Here is a 17317-nt window from a genome sequence, read left to right as displayed (position 1 = left end):
TTTCTCATCCGCGGGCCTTGCCGGCGCTCTTCTTGGGCGTCGCCTTGGTCGCAGGCTTGGCCGATGTCTTGGCCGCCTTGGCAACCGGCGCGCGCGCCTTGCTGGTGGACTCTGATTTCGGCTTCGTCGCAGCCTTCTTCGCGACGGCCTTCTTTGCCGGCTTCGGCGAGTCGTCGTCGCCGCCGGCCTTCGGCTTCGCGGCCGCCTTGGCCGGCTTCGCAGCCTTTTTGGCGCCCTTGGCCTTGCCGCCGCCCTTGGCCGCGCGCTCGTCGAGCAGCGCGATCGCCTCGGCGAGCGTGATCGTATCCTTCTCCTTGTCGCCGGGAATGGTGGCGTTGACGCCGCCAGCGGTGACATAGGCGCCGTAGCGGCCGGCCTTCACGGCGACCGGGCCGAGCGAGGGATGATCACCCAGCGCCTTGCCGGGATCGGCGCCGAAGCGCTTGCTCGGGCCCTTCGCGACCTTTTCGGCGATCAGGGTGACCGCACGGTTGAGGCCGATATCGAACACCTCGTCGCCGGCCTCCAGGCTCGCATAGGTCTTGTCGTGCTTCACGAACGGCCCGAAGCGGCCGAGGCCCGCGGTGATCGGCAGGCCGGTCTCCGGATGCTTGCCGATCTCGCGCGGCAGCGACAGCAGCTTCAGCGCGAGATCGAGATCGACGTCCGAGGGCTGCGTGCCCTTGGGAATGCCGGCGCGCTTGGGCTTCTCGCCCTCGGCATAGTCCTTCTGCTCGCCGAGCTGGATGTAGGGGCCGAAGCGGCCGGCCTTGACGGCGACGTCGAGGCCCGAATCCGGGTCCTGGCCGAGAATGCGATCGGCCGCGGCCTCGCTGTCGGCGGCGAGCGGGCGGGTGTAGCGGCATTCCGGATAGTTCGAGCAGCCGACGAAGGCGCCGAACTTGCCGGCCTTGAGGTTGAGCCGTCCGGTGCCGCAGGTCGGGCATTGCCGGACGTCGCCACCATCGGCGCGCGGCGGATAGATGTGCGGCCCCAGCATCTCATCGAGCGCATCGAGCACCTGCGCGACGCGCAGATCCTTGATGTCGTCGACGGCGCCGATGAAGCCGGTCCAGAAATCCTTCAGCACCTGCTGCCAGGCGATCTCGTTGTTGGAGATGCGGTCGAGCTGCTCTTCCAAGTCCGCCGTGAAATCGTACTCGACATAGCGGCGGAAGAAGTTCTCCAGGAACGCGATCACGACGCGACCCTTGTCCTCGCCATGCAGCCGCTTCTTCTCGAGCTTCACATAGCCGCGGGCTTTCAGCACATCGAGGATCGAGGCGTAGGTCGAGGGCCGGCCGATGCCGAGTTCCTCCATGCGCTTGACCAGAGAGGCTTCCGAGAAGCGTGGTGGCGGCTCGGTGAAGTGCTGAGTGACCGCGAGGTTCTGACGCTTCAGTGGCTCGTTCGGGCTCATCTGCGGCAGTCGGCGGCTGTCCTCGTCCTCCTCGTCGTCGCGGCCTTCCTGATAGAGCGCGAGGAAGCCGTCGAACTTGACGACCTGGCCGGTGGCGCGCAGTTCCAGCGTGCGACCGCCTGCCTTGGCGATGATGTCGACGGTGGTGCGCTCGAGCTCGGCCGACTCCATCTGGCTGGCGATGGTGCGGGTCCAGATCAGCTCATAGAGCTTGGCCTGGTCGTCATCGAGCCGCTTGCGCAGGTCCGCGGGCTTGCGCGACAAATCGGTCGGGCGGATCGCCTCGTGCGCTTCCTGGGCGTTCTTGGCCTTGGTCTGGTACTGGCGCGGGCTGTCCGGCACATATTTGTTGCCGTAGATCTCGCCGATCACCTTGCGCGCCTGGGTGATCGCCGAGCCGTCGATCTGCACGCCGTCGGTTCGCATATAGGTGATGAGACCGGTGGTCTCGCCGCCGATGTCGATGCCTTCATAGAGACGCTGCGCAATGCGCATCGTGTGCGCCGGCGCGAAGCCGAGCTTGCGGCTCGCCTCCTGCTGCAGCGTCGAGGTGGTGAACGGGGCCTGCGGATTGCGCCGCGCCGGCTTGGCATCGACGGTGGCGACCGTGTAGCTCGCCGCGTTCAGCGCCTGCTTGAAGTCTTCGGCTTCCGCGCCGGTGCCGATGTCGAGCCGCTGGATCTTCTTGCCGTCGGCGCCGACCAGCCGCGCTTCGAACGTGTCGCCGCGCGGCGTCGCCAGCGTGGCGATCAGCGACCAATATTCGCGCGGAACGAACTTCTCGATCTCGAGCTCGCGATCGCACACAAGGCGCAGTGCCACTGACTGCACGCGCCCGGCCGAGCGCGCGCCCGGCAGCTTGCGCCACAGCACGGGGGAGAGCGTGAAGCCGACGAGGTAATCGAGGGCGCGGCGCGCCATATAGGCGTCGACCAGCGCGCCGTCGATCTGGCGCGGATGCTTCATCGCCTCCGACACGGCCTGCTTGGTGATGGCGTTGAAGACCACGCGCTCGATCTTCTGATCCTTGAGCGCGCGCTTCTCCTTCAACACTTCGAGCACGTGCCAGGAGATCGCCTCTCCCTCACGATCGGGGTCAGTGGCGAGAATCAGTCGGTCTGCATTCTTGAGCGATTTGGCGATGTCGTTGAGTCGGCCGGCAGCCTTGGGGTCGACCTCCCAGATCATCCGGAAATTCTCGTCCGGATCGACCGAACCGTTCTTGGCCGGAAGGTCGCGGACATGACCAAAAGAGGCCAGAACCTCGTAGGAGGAGCCCAGATATTTATTGATCGTCTTGGCCTTTGCAGGCGACTCCACGATGACGATGTTCATGTATTTCCAATGACTTAGTGGAAGGATTGGAGCCGGTTTCGCGGGATTCGCGCACGCTCCCTTGACGCGAACATGGGTGGTGAGGCGGTTCCTGTCAAATCGACCAGTGCCGAAAGTCGATTGCGTTGGCGCCGCGAAGTACCTATCAGGTTGTGAGGAACGCTATTGGAACCGCACTCATTTTGTGTTCGTTTGTCTCAGACAACCCCGATGTTGGATATATTTGTTGGCCAAGGTAGCGGACAGACACGATCCCGACATTGAAGCGACGGTTGAGGATGCCGACGCGGCGGCGGCGCTCGTCGCGGAGGTGACCGCCAGTCTCGCCCAGCTTGCGCAGCGCCATCACCTCGACATGCTCGACTACCTTTTGCGCATGGCGAACCTTGAGGCAGAGGAACATCTGCGGTTGCGCAGTCGTCATAGACTCTGCTGACGCGCGTGTCTTCCTCGCAATGCGGCGGTGCTATCTTCCGGATCGTTTCTGCTGAGCGGTAATTGCGCTCATCGTGGTACCAGGGTGGTGTCCTCCGGTCGCAACGGCGTGCCGTCATTGGCACAGAGCAGCAGCTTGCGCACGGGCTGGTGGTGCGAGCGATCCACCAGCATGGTCGCAATCTCCTCGGGATGCTCGTCGAATTCCTCGCTCCACTGGCGCAGCGCGACCAGGATCGGAAACAGCCCTCGGCCTTTCGCCGTCAGCACGTAGTCGCGATAGGCACTGCCGTCAGCCGCCGGCTCAGTCGTGAGAATACCGCGATCGACGAGGGAGCGCAGCCGCACGGTCAGAATGTTCTTCGCCAGCCCAAGGCTGCGCTGGAAGGCGCTGAAGCGGCGCACGCCGAAAAACGCATCGCGGATGATGAGGAGCGACCACCAATCGCCGATCGCGTCCAGTGATCGTGCGATCGGGCAGCCGTCTCCCTCGAGGCTCGTGCGTTTGACCATCGCGCCATTCCTATCGTGTTCCCGCAGATTGGACTGCGCAGCGCATCACGCGCTTGTGTGGTTGCATTATAAAACCAGTCCGTTTATGTCGTCCATGCGGTTTAATGATGCAACCATATGGAGGCGGGCGTGAGGCTTGCAAACAAGACGGCTCTGATTACCGGCGGCAGCAGCGGCATCGGGCTCGCGACGGCGCGCCGCTTCGTTGCTGAGGGCGCCAAGGTCGCGATCACCGGACGCGATGCGGGGCGGTTGGAGGCGGCGGCACGGGATCTGGGGCCGAACGCCCAGGCGCTGGTGGCTGACGTGACCGACATCGCTGCGACGGAGGCTGCGGTTGCGCGCGCGGCGGAGCGCTTCGGCAAGCTTGACATCCTGTTCGCAAATGCCGGCATTCCCGGTGCCACGCCGGCCGGAGCAACCAAGCCGGAGGTGTTCGAGCAGGTGATCCGCACCAACCTGACCGGAGTTTTCTTCACGGTGCAGGCGGCGCTGCAATATCTCAACGATGGCGCCTCCATCATTCTCAACGGCTCGGTGATCTCGGTGCTCGGCAATCCCGGCTATTCAGCCTACGCCGCGAGCAAAGCCGGCGTGCGTGCGATGGCCCGGGTGCTGGCGTCCGAACTGTCGCCGCGCGGCATCCGCGTCAATGTGGTGTCGCCCGGGGCTACGCGGACGCCGATCTGGGGCGCCGCGCTCGCGACGCCCGATGCAGAAAGAGCGTTCGAGGCTCGGATCGCGGCGACGACACCGCTCGGCCACATCGGCGAGCCCGAGAACATCGCGAGCACCGTGCTGTTCCTGGCCTCGGACGAGGCTGCGCATATCCAGGGTCAGGAGCTGTTCGTCGATGGCGGCGTCACCAGCTCGCCGGCGGGCGCGCCGATCTATCGCTGAACCGCACCAGGAGCAGATCGAGCAGGCGCGCTCGCGCATAGACGCCCGCAAGGGCGTCGATGAGCTCACGCCAGCGACACCATCCCGCCGCCATGGCGCTCCAGGCGGCCGGCCAGTTCGAGTTCGAGCAGCACCACGCGCAGCACGGCGGGTGAGAGGCCGCTGATCCGGATCAGGTCGTCGATCGAGACCGGCGTCGGACCAAGCAGCGCGATGATCTGATCGCGATCATGGCTCTCCGGCGCAGGCGCGAACAACTCTTCGTCGGACTCGCGCAGCGACGCTGATGGCGGGCGCTCCATGATCGGGCCGACCGCTTGGATAATGTCTGCGGCCTCTGTCACGAGCGTTGCCCCTTGCTTGATGAGATCGTTGGTACCGGCCGCGCGCGGATCGAGCGGCGAGCCCGGGACGGCGAACACCTCGCGTCCCTGTTCGCCCGCCATGCGCGCGGTGATCAGCGAGCCCGAGCGATGCGCCGCCTCGACCACCACGACGCCGAGCGAGGCGCCGGAGATCAGCCGGTTCCGCCGCGGGAAGTCGCGCGCCCGCGGCTCGTGTCCGAGCGGCATTTCCGAGATCGCCGCACCGTTGCGCTCCACAATCGCGCCGAGCAGGTCGATATGTTCCGGCGGATAGATCCGGTCATGGCCGCCGGCGAGCACCGCGACCGTGCCGCTCGACAGGCTGGCGCGATGAGCGGCCTGGTCGATCCCGCGGGCGAGACCGGAAATGATCACGAAGCCGGCGCGGCCGAGCTCGTGAGCAAGCTGGCCCGCAAATTTGAGGCCCGCAGCCGATGCGTTGCGCGAGCCGACAATGGCGATCATCGGCTGCATCAAGGTCTCCCGGGCGCCGCGGACACCGAGCAGCGGCGGCGCATCCTCGCAACTGGCGAGGCGGGGCGGATAGCCGTTCTCTTCGGGCGCGAGCAGCTGCACGCCCTGCCGCAGGCAGGCGTCGAGCTCGGCTTCGGCTTCGTCGATCGTGCAGATGCGGCCGACCCTGGCCGCGCCGCCGCGGCGCGCTAGCTCCGGCAATCGATCGAGCGCGGCGCGGGCGGTGCCAAAATGGTTGAGCAGCGACCGGAATGTTCGCGGGCCGACATTGTCGGAGCGGATCAGCCGCAGGCGATCGCGCCGCTCGGTGTCGGTGAGCTCCTGCCTCGTGCTGATGGCGTCCACGTGATCCCCCTCGAAGAAGAGGCCAGAATGGAACAACCCGAGGACGCAGGGAAGAGGGCGCGCTATGTCAGAGCGACGTCGCGCACCTCATCCTGAGACGCCACCGGCTGTTCGCCGGGGATCGCCAAGGTGGTGCCGAATGGCGCATCGCGGAGCCAGCGGTCTGCGGCGTCGCGCCCGCGCTGGTGCAACAGCGCGATGAAGTCGCTGCCGAACTCGGTCGCATTGCGCTGCGCAAGGGCCTCGATCTCGTCTTCGGCCGCAAGCCGATGCACACGCGGCGGATGCAGGCCGTCGCTACGGGCCCATTCGAGCGCGGCAAGCTCGGCATGGACCACGGCATTGGCGGCAATCTGGTCAAGGCGGCGATCGATCGCAGCGGAGGTGACGGGGACGTAGCCATCCTGCGCGGGCGTGACCTGAACCACCAGCAGATCTGCGGCGCTGGACTCGTGCGCGATCTGGACCAGCGGCGGATTGGCGGAATAGCCGCCATCCCAATAGGCCTCGTCGTCGATGTCGACCGCGCCATGCAGCTGGGCCGGGCAGGTCGAGGCCAGCAGGACGTCCGGCGTGATGGCGGCGTTGCGGAAGATCTGCGGAAGGCCATCGCGCACCCGGGTCGCCGCCACCAGGAGGCGCGGCGCATTTGCACTTCGGACGGCGTCGAAATCGATGGTGTCCGCGAGCATCTCGCGCAGCGGGTCGAGGTCGAACGGGTCCGCACGTCCGCCGCGCAGCCCTGAGCCGAACGAGACCGCGCTGCTGGCGGGCGAATAGCCGCCGATCACCATCAGCGAGCGGAACGAGGCTTGCTCGGTCAGCCGGGTCCAGAACTGCGCGAGCCGGTTGCGGGCGTCCTCACGGCCGTGATTGGCAAGTCCGCTGGCCAGCAGAGCGGCATTGATCGCTCCGGCGCTGGCGCCGCTGATCGTATCGAAGTCGCAGCCCGGTTCCTGCAGCAGCCGATCCAGCACGCCCCAGGTGAAGGCGGAAAAAGTCCCGCCGCCTTGCAAGGCGAGCGACAGCTTGCGCGGCGGCCATGTCCGCGGCGGCGGCGGCAGCGTCGCGGTGGCGATCGTCTCCGCGAATGTGCGCTCCGGGATATCAGCAGCCTTGGTCTCGGACATCACGGCCGCATGGGTCGCCGCCATGATCATTTCGGCCACGACGGGGGCGAATTCACTCGGCTCGGACGCCGACTCCGCGACGCAGGCCTGAGCCTCTGCGACCTCCGAAGTCGCTGGCGCAGCCGACGCGATGGGCTCGGAGATGAGTGGCTCGGAAACGACTGGCTCGGAAACGAACTCCGGCTCCTGGGTGATCGTCGCCTCGTTCGACCAGATCTGCGCAGCTGAGAGCAGGAGGCTGGCGTTGGATCGGGCCGGGGCTGCATTCTGCTGCGCCGGTGCCGGATCATTGCGGTCATCGTGCGTGGCCGACGAACCGCTTGAATTGGTCTTGCGTAACCACATGCAGAAATCATGACAGGCAATCATGATTCACGCCAGAGTCTCTCGTTAACTTATTAGCTGATCACGCGGCGGTGTTGCCGCGCAGCCGCTGTTCGATACGGCGAAACACAGGTTTTGCGCATCTGCTCCGTATTTGTCCGGAGTGATTACTTCTTCGCCCCGATCTTGCCTTCGGTGCCGGCCTGCAATCGCCTGATGTTTTCGCGATGCATGTAAATCAGCAACAGTGTGAGCAGGGCGAACAACGCCGCCAGCGCGGTGTGACCGAAAGCCCACAGCACGATCGGCGTCAGCACGCTGGCGACGAGCGCGGCGACTGATGAGTAGCGGAACGCGAACGCCGTTGCGAGCCAGACGAGACAGAAGAAGATGGCGCCGGGCCAGAACAGACCAATCAAAATACCGATATAGACCGCGACGCCCTTGCCGCCGCGGAATTTCAGCCACACTGGGAACAAATGTCCGAGGAAGGCGCCCAGGCCTGCGATCATCGCCGCATTCGGGCCGCCGAGATAGCCGGAGATGATGACGGCGGCGGTGCCCTTCAGCGCGTCGCCGAGCAGGGTTCCGGCGGCGAGGCCCTTGCGCCCGGTGCGCAGCACGTTGGTGGCGCCGATATTGCCGGAGCCGATGCTGCGCAGGTCCTGCGTGCCGGCGAGCTTGGTCAGGATCAGGCCGAACGGGATCGAGCCGAACAGATAGCCGATGATGAGAGCGACAGGCAGGAAGGCTTCAGGTCCCATCACATAACTCCATCCACGCTTGGACGCGCGTCAGACATGTTCAAACACGGTGCGGCCGCCGACGATGGTGCGGACCACGCGGCCGGTGAAGCGGGCCTCGTCGAACGGCGTGTTCTTGCACAGCGATTTGAGATCGGCCGGATCGAGGATCCAGGGCACGTCCGGATCGATCACGATGATGTCCGCCGGCGCACCGGCGCGCAACGTGCCGCCGGGGAGGCCGAGCAGTTCCGCAGGCCGCGTCGACATCGCGCGGATCAAGGTGGTCCAGCTCAGCTCGTCATTGTGCACCAGTCTCAAGCCCGCGGTCAGCATCGTTTCCAGACCCACCGCGCCGCTGGCGGCTTCCGCGAACGGCAGCCGCTTCACCTCGACGTCCTGTGGATTGTGGTCGGACATGATGACGTCGACGAGGCCGGAGGCCAGCGCCTCGACCAGCGCGCGGCGATCGACCTCGGTGCGCAGCGGCGGCGTCAGCTTGAGGAAGGTGCGGTAGGGGCCGATGTCGTTCTCGTTCAAGGTGAGGTGGTTGATCGAGACCGAGGCGCTCACCGCGAGGCCGGCCTCGCGGGCGCGCCGGAGAATGTCGAGCGAGTCCACCGAGCTCAGCGCCGCGGCGTGGTAGCGGCCCTTGCTGAGCGCGACGAGGCGCATGTCGCGTTCCAGCACGACCGCTTCGGCGGCCGGCGGGATGCCGGAAAGGCCGAGACGCGAGGCGAACTCGCCCTCGTTCATGACGCCTTCGCCGACGAGGTCGGGGTCCTCGGTGTGATGCACGATCAGGGCGTCGAAGTCGCGCGCATAGGTCAGCGCGCGGCGCATCACCTGCGCGTTCATCACGCTGGTATGACCGTTGGAGAATGCCACCGCGCCGGCGGCACGCAGCAGGCCGATCTCCGTCATCTCCTCGCCGCGCAGCCCCTTGGTCAGTGCCGCCATCGGCTGGATGTTGACGATCGCGGTGTCGCGGGCGCGGCGCAGCACGAAATCGACGGTCGCCGAATTGTCGATGACAGGCTCGGTGCCGGGCTGGCAGATGATTGTGGTGATGCCGCCGGTCGCCGCGGCCTGGCTGGCGCTGGCAAAGGTCTCGCGATGGCCGAGGCCCGGCTCGCCGACGAAGGCGCACATGTCGATCAGGCCGGGCGCCACGATCTTGCCGGCGCAGTTGACGACATCGGTTCCCTCGGGAACACCGGCGGCGCCGATGCCGCGCTTGAGGTCGCGGATAACGCCGTCGGCGATCAGCACGTCGCCGGGCCCGTCGATGTCGCGGGATGGGTCGATGACGCGCGCGTTGGCGAGCAGGATCGGGCGGCGATCGGTCAGCATGTCGTTTCGTCCCGACTTCGTATCAAGCGTTGGGCAGGTTGCGGGCCAGAGCCTCGAGCACGGCCATGCGCACGGCAACCCCCATTTCGACCTGTTCCCGGATCAGCGATTGCGCGCCGTCGGCGACGATGGAGTCGATCTCGACGCCGCGGTTCATCGGCCCCGGATGCATCACCAGCGCATCGGGCTTGGCATAGGCCAGCTTCTTCTGGTCGAGCCCGAAATATTGGAAATATTCCGACGACGACGGCACGAAGGAGCCGTTCATGCGCTCGCGCTGCAGCCGCAGCATCATCACAATATCGGCGCCGTTGAGTCCCTCGCGCATGTCGCGCGCGACCTCGACGCCCATGCGCTCGATGCCCGGCGGCAGCAAAGTGGAGGGCGCGACGACGCGGACGCGGGCACCCATCGTATTGAGCAGCAGGATGTTGGAGCGTGCGACGCGCGAATGCAGCACGTCGCCGCAGATCGCGATGACCAGCCCCTCGAGACGGCCCTTGTTGCGGCGGATCGTCAGCGCATCGAGCAGCGCCTGGGTCGGGTGCTCATGGGCGCCGTCGCCGGCATTGATCACGGAGCCGTCGACCTTGCGGGCCAGAAGCTCCACCGCGCCGGAGGCATGGTGGCGGACCACCAGGATGTCCGGATGCATCGCGTTGAGCGTGACCGCGGTATCCATCAGGGTCTCGCCCTTCTTGATGGACGAGGACGATACCGACATGTTCATGACGTCGGCACCGAGCCGCTTGCCGGCAAGCTCGAATGAGGATTGCGTCCTTGTCGAGGCCTCGAAGAACAGGTTGACCTGGGTGCGGCCGCGCAGCACCGTGCGCTTCTTGTCGACCTGACGGTTCAGTTCGACATACTCCTCGGACAGGTCGAGGAGGCCGGTGATGTCGTGAGCGGAAAGGCCCTCGATTCCCAGCAAATGCCGGTGCCCGAGGACGAAAGTCGATTTCGGAGAGGTTGCCATTAAAGCCAGAGCTATAGGCGCGGTTTCCATGGCGGGCAAGGCCGAAAGCCCGGGTTCCGAGTTATCCCCCGTTCCGTCGGTCCGGCCGGACCGGCTTGCTGGATGGCGCGGCAATGCTTTGTGAACTATGCCAGGGGAGCGGCACCCGTTTGGGCTGCCGGGCGCGGGCGGGACGGCTTATGATTTCGTCCATTCGGCCGCGCCGATAATGGATTTCCACAGGGCACGGCCATGACCCAGCCTTCCTTCGAGACTCATGACGTCTTCAACCAGTCGCCGCCGTTCGCGGACGTGAACCTGTTCACCGCCGACCGGCCGCTGGTCGATGCGGTCACGGCTTATGGCGCGGCTGGCACCGAACCGGAGCTGGCCGCGTTCGGGGCCTTGTGGGGTTCGGCCGAGATGGCCGAGCAGGGCCGGCTTGCCAACGAGAACACGCCGAAGCTGCGCAGCTTCGATGCCAAGGGCTTTCGGCGCGACGTCGTCGAGTTTCATCCGGCCTATCATCAGATGATGGCGCGTGCGGTCGAAGCCGGCCTGCACAATTCGACCTGGACATCCGAGGGCAGGCCACGCGGCGCTCCTTCGGAGGTCGTGCGCGCCGCGAAATTCTACATCGCCGCGCAGGTGGAGAGCGGTCATCTCTGCCCGATCACGATGACCCGCGCCTCGGTCGCGGCGCTGGCCGCGCAGCCCGATCTGCTGGCGAAATCCATGCCTGTGATCGCGACACGCCACTATGACGCGGCGTTTGCCCCGTGGTGGCAAAAGCGCGGCATGACGCTCGGCATGGGCATGACCGAGAAGCAGGGCGGGACCGACGTGCGCGCCAACATGACGACGGCGGAACGTGCTGGCGACGGCTACCGCATCACCGGGCACAAATGGTTCATGTCGGCGCCGATGTGCGACGCCTTCCTGGTGCTGGCGCAGGCCGAGAGCGGCCTGACCTGCTTCTTCATGCCGCGCTTCACGCCCGACGGCGCCGTCAATGCGCTCCGCTTCCAGCGTCTGAAGGACAAGCTCGGCAACCGCTCCAACGCCTCTTCGGAAGTGGAGTTCGCCGGCGCCTATGCCGTGCGCGTCGGCGAGGAGGGCAGGGGTATCCGAACCATCATCCAGATGGTGCAGCTGACGCGGCAGGATTGCGCGATCTCGTCCGCCGGGCTGATGCGCTCTGGCCTGGCGCATGCGCTGCATCACGCGCGCCATCGCAGCGTGTTCCAGAAGCGTCTCGCCGATCAGCCCTTGATGCAGGCGGTGCTCGCCGACATGGCCCTCCATGTCGAGGCGACGGTGGCGCTGGTGATGCGGCTGTGCCGCGCGTTCGACCGCACGCCGGACGATCTCAAGGAGGCGGCCTATATGCGGCTGCTGACGCCCGCGATCAAATACTGGGTGTGCAAGAGCGCGCCGCCGTTCCTGTACGAGGCAATGGAGTGCCTCGGCGGCAATGGCTATGTCGAGGACGGCATTCTCGCGCGTCACTTCCGGGAGTCGCCGGTCAATGCGATCTGGGAAGGCTCGGGCAATGTGATGTGCCTGGACGTGCTGCGCGCACTGTCACGTGAAGCCGATGCAGCGATGGCGATCCTCAAGTACCTGGCGGCGGACACCAACGGACTTCCTGGCGCCGCCGCGGCCGTGGCCGCCATCGGCCAGGCATTCCGGCGCGGCGACAGCGAGCGCGTCGCGCGGCTGGCGGTCGAAAAGCTGGCGCTACTGGCGGCCGCCGCTGCGCTGAACAAGGTCACGCCGCGTCACGCCGAACTGTTCGCCGCCACGCGGCTCGCCGCTGTTCATCCGAGCATGTACGGCGCCGTCGATCTCGATCCTGCTGATATCCGTGACCTGCTGGAGCGCGCCCTGCCTTGACCGACAGTCCCGAAGCCGCCGTCATGGATTCGCTCGATCCCGGCAACCCGCCGCAGCAGGTCGTTCCGGCGCAACATCTGCCGCGGACGCTTGGCTTCTGGCGAACGACGCTGTGGGGCGTGCTCATCATCATCGCCTTTTTCGTCGGCCAGTTGCTGCCGATCGTCTATCTCTTCGCCCGTTTCGATGGGCCGCTCGATGATTTCGAGGCGTTTCGTCTGGCTCTGACCAAGACCGCCGCCTCGCCGCTGACGGTCGCGCTCTCGGCCATCATGGGGTTGCCTGGATTGCTGATCCCCATCTACTTCGCGGTTCGGTACACGCGCCTCTCGTTTGCCGAATACCTTGGTCTGCGCTGGACCGGATGGAAGCATCTGGGCTTCGGCGTGCTCGGCATGGTCGTCATCGTCGGCGCCTGGGAGCTGGTCTCACAGCTGACGGGACGAGAGGAGGCGGCGTCGGGCTTCATGGTCGACATGCTGAAGCATGCCAAGACTGATGGCACGGTGTGGCTCCTGGTGATCGCCTTCTGCGTCGCGGCTCCGGTCTCTGAGGAGCTGATGGCGCGCGGCTTTCTTTATCGCGGCTGGTCGGACTCTTTCCTGCGCGTTCCCGGCGCGATCATCCTGTCGTCGCTGATCTGGACGCTGCTGCATTTCCAATATGACTGGTTTGCCCTGCTCAATGTGTTCGCGCTCGGGGTCTGGTTCGGCTATCTGCGATACCGGACGCACTCCACCTATCTGACCATGGTGCTGCACGGCCTCAACAACCTTGCCGCCACGGTGCAGACGATATGGCTCGCCAGCGGCCCCTCCTGAGCGCGCGGCTCAGCTCGCCCAGGCGATCGCAAGCGGCATCGTCAGTGCGGCCAGCACGGTCTGCAGCGAGATGATCTGGGCCAGCAGCGGCGCATCGCCGCCCATCTGCTTGGCAAGCACATAGGCGCTCGAGGACGTCGGCACCGCGGCGCAGATGGCGACCACCACGAGGCTGGAGCCTGTGACCCCGAACCAGCCGGCGAGGCCGACCGCCATGATCGGCATCAGCACCAGCTTGAGCACCACGCCGAGCGCGGCAGCCGCGCCGGCGCGCCGCAAGCCCTCGAAATGCAGCCCCGCGCCGGTCACCAACAGGCCGATCGGCAGCGATGCCTGGCCGAGCGCGTCGGCGGCATCGTGCCAGAGTTTCGGCAGCGGCAGATGCGCCACGTTCAGCGCGAGGCCGACCACGCAGGCCCAGATCAGCGGATTGCGTCCGATCGTGGCAATGATCTCGCCGATCGAGCGCCGTGTCGGCGAAGCATAATGGGCGAGCACGCTCACGCTGAGCACGTTGACCAGCGGAATGATCGCCACCATCGCCACCGACGCCAAGGCAAGGCCGGTCGGGCCGAACAGGCTGCCCGACACGCTGAGTCCGACATAGGTCTGCCAGCGCGTCGCGCCCTGGAAGATGGAGGTGAAGGCCGGGCCATCGATGCCCTGCCGCGTCAGGAACGGCCGCAGCGCGAGGCAGAGCAGGGACATCGCCAGCGCCGCGAGGAACAGCGCGCCGCCGACACCGGCGACCGGTACCTTGGCGAGATCGGCCTTGACGAGGCTTTGCACCAACAGCGCTGGAAACAACACATAATATGTCAGTCGCTCCAGCCCATGCCATTGCGTGTCGAGCCGGATGAGGCTGTGGCGCAGGCCGACGCCGACCACGATCAGCAGGAACACCGGTGCGAGCGCTGCGACGACGACGCCCATGAGGCTATTGGCCGGACCGGCGGAGCGTGGCGAGCCGGTCGAGCGCGCCCTGCAGGATGAAGATCGCGGCGTGGGTGTCGATGACCTCGGCGCGCCGGGCGCGGCTGACATCCATGCCGATCAGTTCGCGTTCGACTGCCGCCGTCGACAGCCGCTCGTCCCACAGGCCGATCGGCAAGTCCGTCAGGTTCGCGAGATTACGCGCGAATGCGCGGGTCGATTGCGCCCGAGGTCCCTCACTGCCGTCCATGTTGATCGGCAGGCCGAGCACGAAGCCGACCACCTTGCGCTCGCTTGAGATCGCAAGCAGCCGCGCCGCATCGGCCTTGAAGGCCTTGCGCTGGATGGTCTCGACGCCGGTGGCGAGCCGGCGGTCCGGATCGGACACCGCGACGCCGATCGTCTTGGTGCCCAGATCAAGGCCGACGAGCGCGCCGCGCTCGGGCCAGCGGCTGGCGGCTTCGATGAGGGGAAGAATGGGAGCAGGCATGGCGTGCCGCTTAGCACGGCCACCTGCGCCGGGCCAGCAGGCGCGGACGTGGCAGCCATGGAGTTGTCGCTGCGCTGCAATGAGTCTATATCAGTCCAATACCGTGAACAGGAGTGGTGCCGTGGATCGCAGGACCAACATTGCCCGCCGCTTTGTGTCTCCTGCCATCACGGTTGCTCATGCCCTCCTTTCTCACGCTCGACGCGGTCGCCGCCGCCACACCTGACGATCATCGTCTGTTCGACAAACTCTCGTTCTCCATCGGCGCCGAACGGGTCGGGCTGGTCGGCCGTAATGGTTGCGGCAAATCAACCTTGCTGCGGATCATCGCCGGCACGTTGGATCCTGCAGCGGGAAAGGTGACGCGCGGCGGGACGCTCGGGCTGCTGGCGCAGCAATGGAATCCCGGACTGCGCATCGACGAGGCGCTCGGCGTCGCGACCGGACTTGCGATCATCGACCGGATCGTTGCCGGGAACGGTCATGACGATGACCTCGCGCGCGTCGACTGGAGCCTGCCCCGGCGGGTCGATGATGCGCTGACGGAAGCCGGGCTGGGGCGCATCGGACTGCATCGTTCGATTGAGTCCCTCAGCGGCGGCGAGCGGACACGCATCGGCATCGCGCGGCTGCTGATCGAAGCGCCGGATCTGCTGCTGCTCGACGAGCCGACCAACAATCTCGATGCGGACGGCCGCGTCGCCATCGGCCGGCTCGTGCAGAATTGGCGCGGTGGCGTGCTGGTCGCCAGTCATGATCGCGCGCTGCTGGGGATAATGGACCGGATCGTCGAACTTACTCCGGTCGGGGTACATATCGTCGGCGGCGGCTGGTCGATGTTCGCGCAGGCGCGGGATGAGGCGCGGGCGCGGGCGTCCGCTGCGCTGGACCGCGCCGATGCCCATTTGCGCGAGGTGGGCCGCGCCGTGCAGCGCCAGCGCGAAGCCAAGATGCGCAAGGACAAGGCCGGGCGCGCCTTCGCCGCGCGTGGCTCGGCGCCCAGAATCCTGCTCGGCGCGCGCGCCGAACGGGCTGAGAACACCGGCGGCCGGGCGCAGCGGCTGGCCGAGCGAGTGACGGCCGAGGCCACCGCGCAGGCCGAGGAGGCGCGGCAGGGAGTGGAAGTCCTGACGCCTCTCTCCATGGTGCTGCCGGCAACGGGGCTCGGCACCGGCACCGAACTGCTCGCCATGGAGGATGCGGTCGTGACCGCCGGCGACAGGAAATTCGGTCCATGGACGTTGCACATCAGGGGTCGTCAGCGCATCGCGATCGTGGGGCGTAACGGCGCTGGCAAGACCACGCTGCTCCGGACTGCGATCGGCACGATGTCCCTGGCCGGCGGAATGGTCCGACGCGCCGAGGGACGGGTCGCGATGCTGGATCAGCACGTCGCCCTGCTCGATGGCAGCGACAGCATCATCGGCAATTTCCGCCGCCTGCATCCGGCGCTCGGGGCGGAGGCGGCGTACGCCGCCTGCGCGCGCTTCGCGTTCCGCAACCGCGACGCCGAGCAGACGGTAGCGACGCTGTCCGGCGGCGAGCGGCTGCGCGCAGGCCTCGCCTGCACGTTCGGTGGCGAGCAGCCGCCCTGGCTGCTGCTGCTGGACGAGCCCACCAACCATCTCGACATCGCTTCCATCGAGATCTTGGAGCAGGCGCTGCGCGACTTCGACGGCGCGCTGCTCGTCGTCAGTCATGATCCGTCGTTTCTCGCCGCGATCGGCATCACCCAGGAGTTTGCGGTCGGTTGAGGATCGATCGGCACGTCAAGAGACGACGATCTGCTGATCGTCGTCTCTTGGCCGGCTCATCGGTTGACGAAACGCTGTTGCGCAGCGGCGTAGCGGTCGCCATGCACCGCGACCGAGGCGAGGGCTTGCGCGATGCGGGCGAGATCATCGGCCGTCAGCTCGACATCGGCGGCGCCGAGATTTTCCTCGAGCCGGTGCAGTTTGGTGGTGCCGGGGATCGGTACGATCCAGGGCTTGCGGGCGAGCAGCCAGGCCAGCGCGATCTGCGCCGGCGTCACGCCCTTGGCGTCGGCGAGGCTGCGGACCAGATCGGCGATCGCCTGGTTCGCTTTGATTGCTTCCGGTGCGAAGCGGGGAACAGTGCTGCGGAAGTCGGCCTTGTCGAACGTCGCATCGGCGCCGAACCGGCCGGTGAGGAAGCCCTTGCCGAGCGGGCTGAACGGCACGAAGCCGATGCCGAGCTCCTCGAGCGCCGGCAGCACCTCCGTCTCGGGCTCGCGCCACCACATCGAATATTCGCTCTGCAGCGCCGTCACGGGCTGCACGGCATGGGCCCTGCGGATCGACTCCACGCCGGCTTCGGACAGGCCGAAATGCCGGACCTTGCCCGCCGCGATCAGCTCCTTCACGGTGCCGGCGACGTCCTCGATCGGCACGTCCGGATCGACGCGGTGCTGGTAGAACAGATCGATCCGATCGGTGCGCAGCCGCATCAGGGATTCGTCGGCGACCTCGCGGATGCGCGCTGGCCGGCTGTCGAGCCCGTCCTGCGGCTTGCCGTTCAGGAAGCCGAATTTGGTCGCGATGACGACGTCGTCGCGGAACGGCGCGAGCGCCTCGCCGACGACCTCCTCATTGAGTCCCGGGCCATAGGCTTCGGCGGTGTCGAAGAAGGTCACTCCGCGTTCGACGGCCGCGCGGATCAATGCGACGGCTTCGGACCTGTCGGTCGCCGGCCCATAGCCGAAGCTCAGTCCCATGCAGCCCAGGCCTAAGGCCGAGACCTCGAGGCCGCCACGTCCCAGAATTCGCTTTTTCATGATCCGTCCTCACGATGCGGGCGCGGGCGCCCAGGCTCTGCCGGACGATCTAGGATGTATTTCTCATTGCGATTAGGCGGCTAATGTTGGA

Annotated in this window: 15 protein-coding genes; 5 read left to right on the top strand and 10 right to left on the bottom strand. The window is 66.5% G+C overall.

Annotated features, from left to right (window positions below; genetic code table 11):
• Positions 1-4: 4 nt before the first annotated feature.
• Positions 5-2755: a type I DNA topoisomerase gene (topA, locus tag BBTA_RS22175; protein WP_012044745.1), complete on the bottom strand. Its 2751-nt coding sequence runs from the start codon at positions 2753-2755 to the stop codon at positions 5-7.
• A 226-nt stretch (positions 2756-2981) separates the two neighbouring features.
• Here topA and BBTA_RS22170 point away from each other — a divergent pair, with 226 nt between their 5' ends.
• Complete coding sequence (locus tag BBTA_RS22170; protein ID WP_049795504.1) at positions 2982-3191, top strand: hypothetical protein; 210 nt, start codon at positions 2982-2984, stop codon at positions 3189-3191.
• Between the two features lie 68 nt (positions 3192-3259).
• Here the strand turns inward: BBTA_RS22170 and BBTA_RS22165 are convergent, their stop codons facing one another.
• On the bottom strand, positions 3260-3703 hold the full coding sequence (locus tag BBTA_RS22165) for a helix-turn-helix domain-containing protein (protein WP_012044744.1): 444 nt from the start codon (positions 3701-3703) through the stop codon (positions 3260-3262).
• A 129-nt stretch (positions 3704-3832) separates the two neighbouring features.
• On the opposite strand from BBTA_RS22165, the gene BBTA_RS22160 reads away from it, so the two are divergent.
• Positions 3833-4603: a glucose 1-dehydrogenase gene (locus BBTA_RS22160; protein WP_041751553.1), complete on the top strand. Its 771-nt coding sequence runs from the start codon at positions 3833-3835 to the stop codon at positions 4601-4603.
• Between the two features lie 65 nt (positions 4604-4668).
• On the opposite strand, the gene dprA is transcribed toward BBTA_RS22160, so the two are convergent.
• The 5 genes from dprA to BBTA_RS22135 all read right to left on the bottom strand — a co-directional run bounded on the left by dprA (position 4669) and on the right by BBTA_RS22135 (position 10313).
• Complete coding sequence (gene dprA, locus BBTA_RS22155; protein ID WP_012044742.1) at positions 4669-5787, bottom strand: DNA-processing protein DprA; 1119 nt, start codon at positions 5785-5787, stop codon at positions 4669-4671.
• Between the two features lie 62 nt (positions 5788-5849).
• A complete protein-coding gene (locus BBTA_RS22150) occupies positions 5850-7262 on the bottom strand; it encodes a patatin-like phospholipase family protein (RefSeq protein ID WP_012044741.1) in 1413 nt (470 codons plus the stop codon).
• A gap of 146 nt (positions 7263-7408) precedes the next feature.
• Positions 7409-8005, bottom strand: a complete 597-nt coding sequence (plsY, locus tag BBTA_RS22145) for a glycerol-3-phosphate 1-O-acyltransferase PlsY (protein ID WP_012044740.1) — start codon at positions 8003-8005, stop codon at positions 7409-7411.
• A gap of 30 nt (positions 8006-8035) precedes the next feature.
• Complete coding sequence (locus BBTA_RS22140) at positions 8036-9337, bottom strand: dihydroorotase (protein WP_012044739.1); 1302 nt, start codon at positions 9335-9337, stop codon at positions 8036-8038.
• A 22-nt stretch (positions 9338-9359) separates the two neighbouring features.
• Positions 9360-10313 (bottom strand): aspartate carbamoyltransferase catalytic subunit, encoded by a 954-nt coding sequence (locus BBTA_RS22135; protein ID WP_012044738.1) that lies wholly within the window; start codon positions 10311-10313, stop codon positions 9360-9362.
• Positions 10314-10544: 231 nt separating this feature from the next.
• On the opposite strand from BBTA_RS22135, the gene BBTA_RS22130 reads away from it, so the two are divergent.
• Together BBTA_RS22130 and BBTA_RS22125 are read left to right on the top strand one after the other, a co-directional pair.
• Positions 10545-12188 carry an acyl-CoA dehydrogenase family protein gene (locus tag BBTA_RS22130; RefSeq protein ID WP_012044737.1) on the top strand — a complete coding sequence of 548 codons (1644 nt, stop codon included), beginning with the start codon at positions 10545-10547 and terminating at the stop codon, positions 12186-12188.
• Positions 12185-13009 (top strand): CPBP family intramembrane glutamic endopeptidase, encoded by an 825-nt coding sequence (locus BBTA_RS22125; protein WP_012044736.1) that lies wholly within the window; start codon positions 12185-12187, stop codon positions 13007-13009. The genes BBTA_RS22130 and BBTA_RS22125 overlap by 4 nt, the downstream gene beginning before the upstream one ends.
• Before the next feature lie 9 nt (positions 13010-13018).
• Here the strand turns inward: BBTA_RS22125 and BBTA_RS22120 are convergent, their stop codons facing one another.
• Entirely contained in the window at positions 13019-13942 is a 924-nt protein-coding gene (locus BBTA_RS22120) for an AEC family transporter (RefSeq protein WP_012044735.1), read from the bottom strand.
• Between the two features lie 4 nt (positions 13943-13946).
• A complete protein-coding gene (gene ruvX / locus BBTA_RS22115) occupies positions 13947-14432 on the bottom strand; it encodes a Holliday junction resolvase RuvX (protein WP_012044734.1) in 486 nt (161 codons plus the stop codon).
• Between the two features lie 179 nt (positions 14433-14611).
• Here ruvX and BBTA_RS22110 point away from each other — a divergent pair, with 179 nt between their 5' ends.
• Positions 14612-16186, top strand: a complete 1575-nt coding sequence (locus BBTA_RS22110; protein WP_012044733.1) for an ABC-F family ATP-binding cassette domain-containing protein — start codon at positions 14612-14614, stop codon at positions 16184-16186.
• Positions 16187-16242: 56 nt separating this feature from the next.
• On the opposite strand, the gene BBTA_RS22105 is transcribed toward BBTA_RS22110, so the two are convergent.
• Positions 16243-17226 (bottom strand): aldo/keto reductase, encoded by a 984-nt coding sequence (locus BBTA_RS22105; RefSeq protein WP_012044732.1) that lies wholly within the window; start codon positions 17224-17226, stop codon positions 16243-16245.
• Between the last annotated feature and the right edge of the window lie 91 nt (positions 17227-17317).

It is taken from the genome of Bradyrhizobium sp. BTAi1 (genome assembly GCF_000015165.1).
GTDB lineage: Bacteria > Pseudomonadota > Alphaproteobacteria > Rhizobiales > Xanthobacteraceae > Bradyrhizobium > Bradyrhizobium denitrificans.
This window is presented reverse-complemented; position numbering and strand designations above follow the sequence as displayed.

Coding starts and splice junctions, on each gene's coding strand:
- topA (WP_012044745.1), bottom strand. CDS start 2,755: ATGAACATCGTCATCGTGGAGTCGCCTGCAAAGGCCAAGACGATCAAT.
- BBTA_RS22165 (WP_012044744.1), bottom strand. CDS start 3,703: ATGGTCAAACGCACGAGCCTCGAGGGAGACGGCTGCCCGATCGCACGA.
- BBTA_RS22150 (WP_012044741.1), bottom strand. CDS start 7,262: ATGTGGTTACGCAAGACCAATTCAAGCGGTTCGTCGGCCACGCACGAT.
- plsY (WP_012044740.1), bottom strand. CDS start 8,005: ATGGGACCTGAAGCCTTCCTGCCTGTCGCTCTCATCATCGGCTATCTG.
- BBTA_RS22140 (WP_012044739.1), bottom strand. CDS start 9,337: ATGCTGACCGATCGCCGCCCGATCCTGCTCGCCAACGCGCGCGTCATC.
- BBTA_RS22135 (WP_012044738.1), bottom strand. CDS start 10,313: ATGGCAACCTCTCCGAAATCGACTTTCGTCCTCGGGCACCGGCATTTG.
- BBTA_RS22130 (WP_012044737.1), top strand. CDS start 10,545: ATGACCCAGCCTTCCTTCGAGACTCATGACGTCTTCAACCAGTCGCCG.
- BBTA_RS22120 (WP_012044735.1), bottom strand. CDS start 13,942: ATGGGCGTCGTCGTCGCAGCGCTCGCACCGGTGTTCCTGCTGATCGTG.
- ruvX (WP_012044734.1), bottom strand. CDS start 14,432: ATGCCTGCTCCCATTCTTCCCCTCATCGAAGCCGCCAGCCGCTGGCCC.
- BBTA_RS22110 (WP_012044733.1), top strand. CDS start 14,612: ATGCCCTCCTTTCTCACGCTCGACGCGGTCGCCGCCGCCACACCTGAC.
- BBTA_RS22105 (WP_012044732.1), bottom strand. CDS start 17,226: ATGAAAAAGCGAATTCTGGGACGTGGCGGCCTCGAGGTCTCGGCCTTA.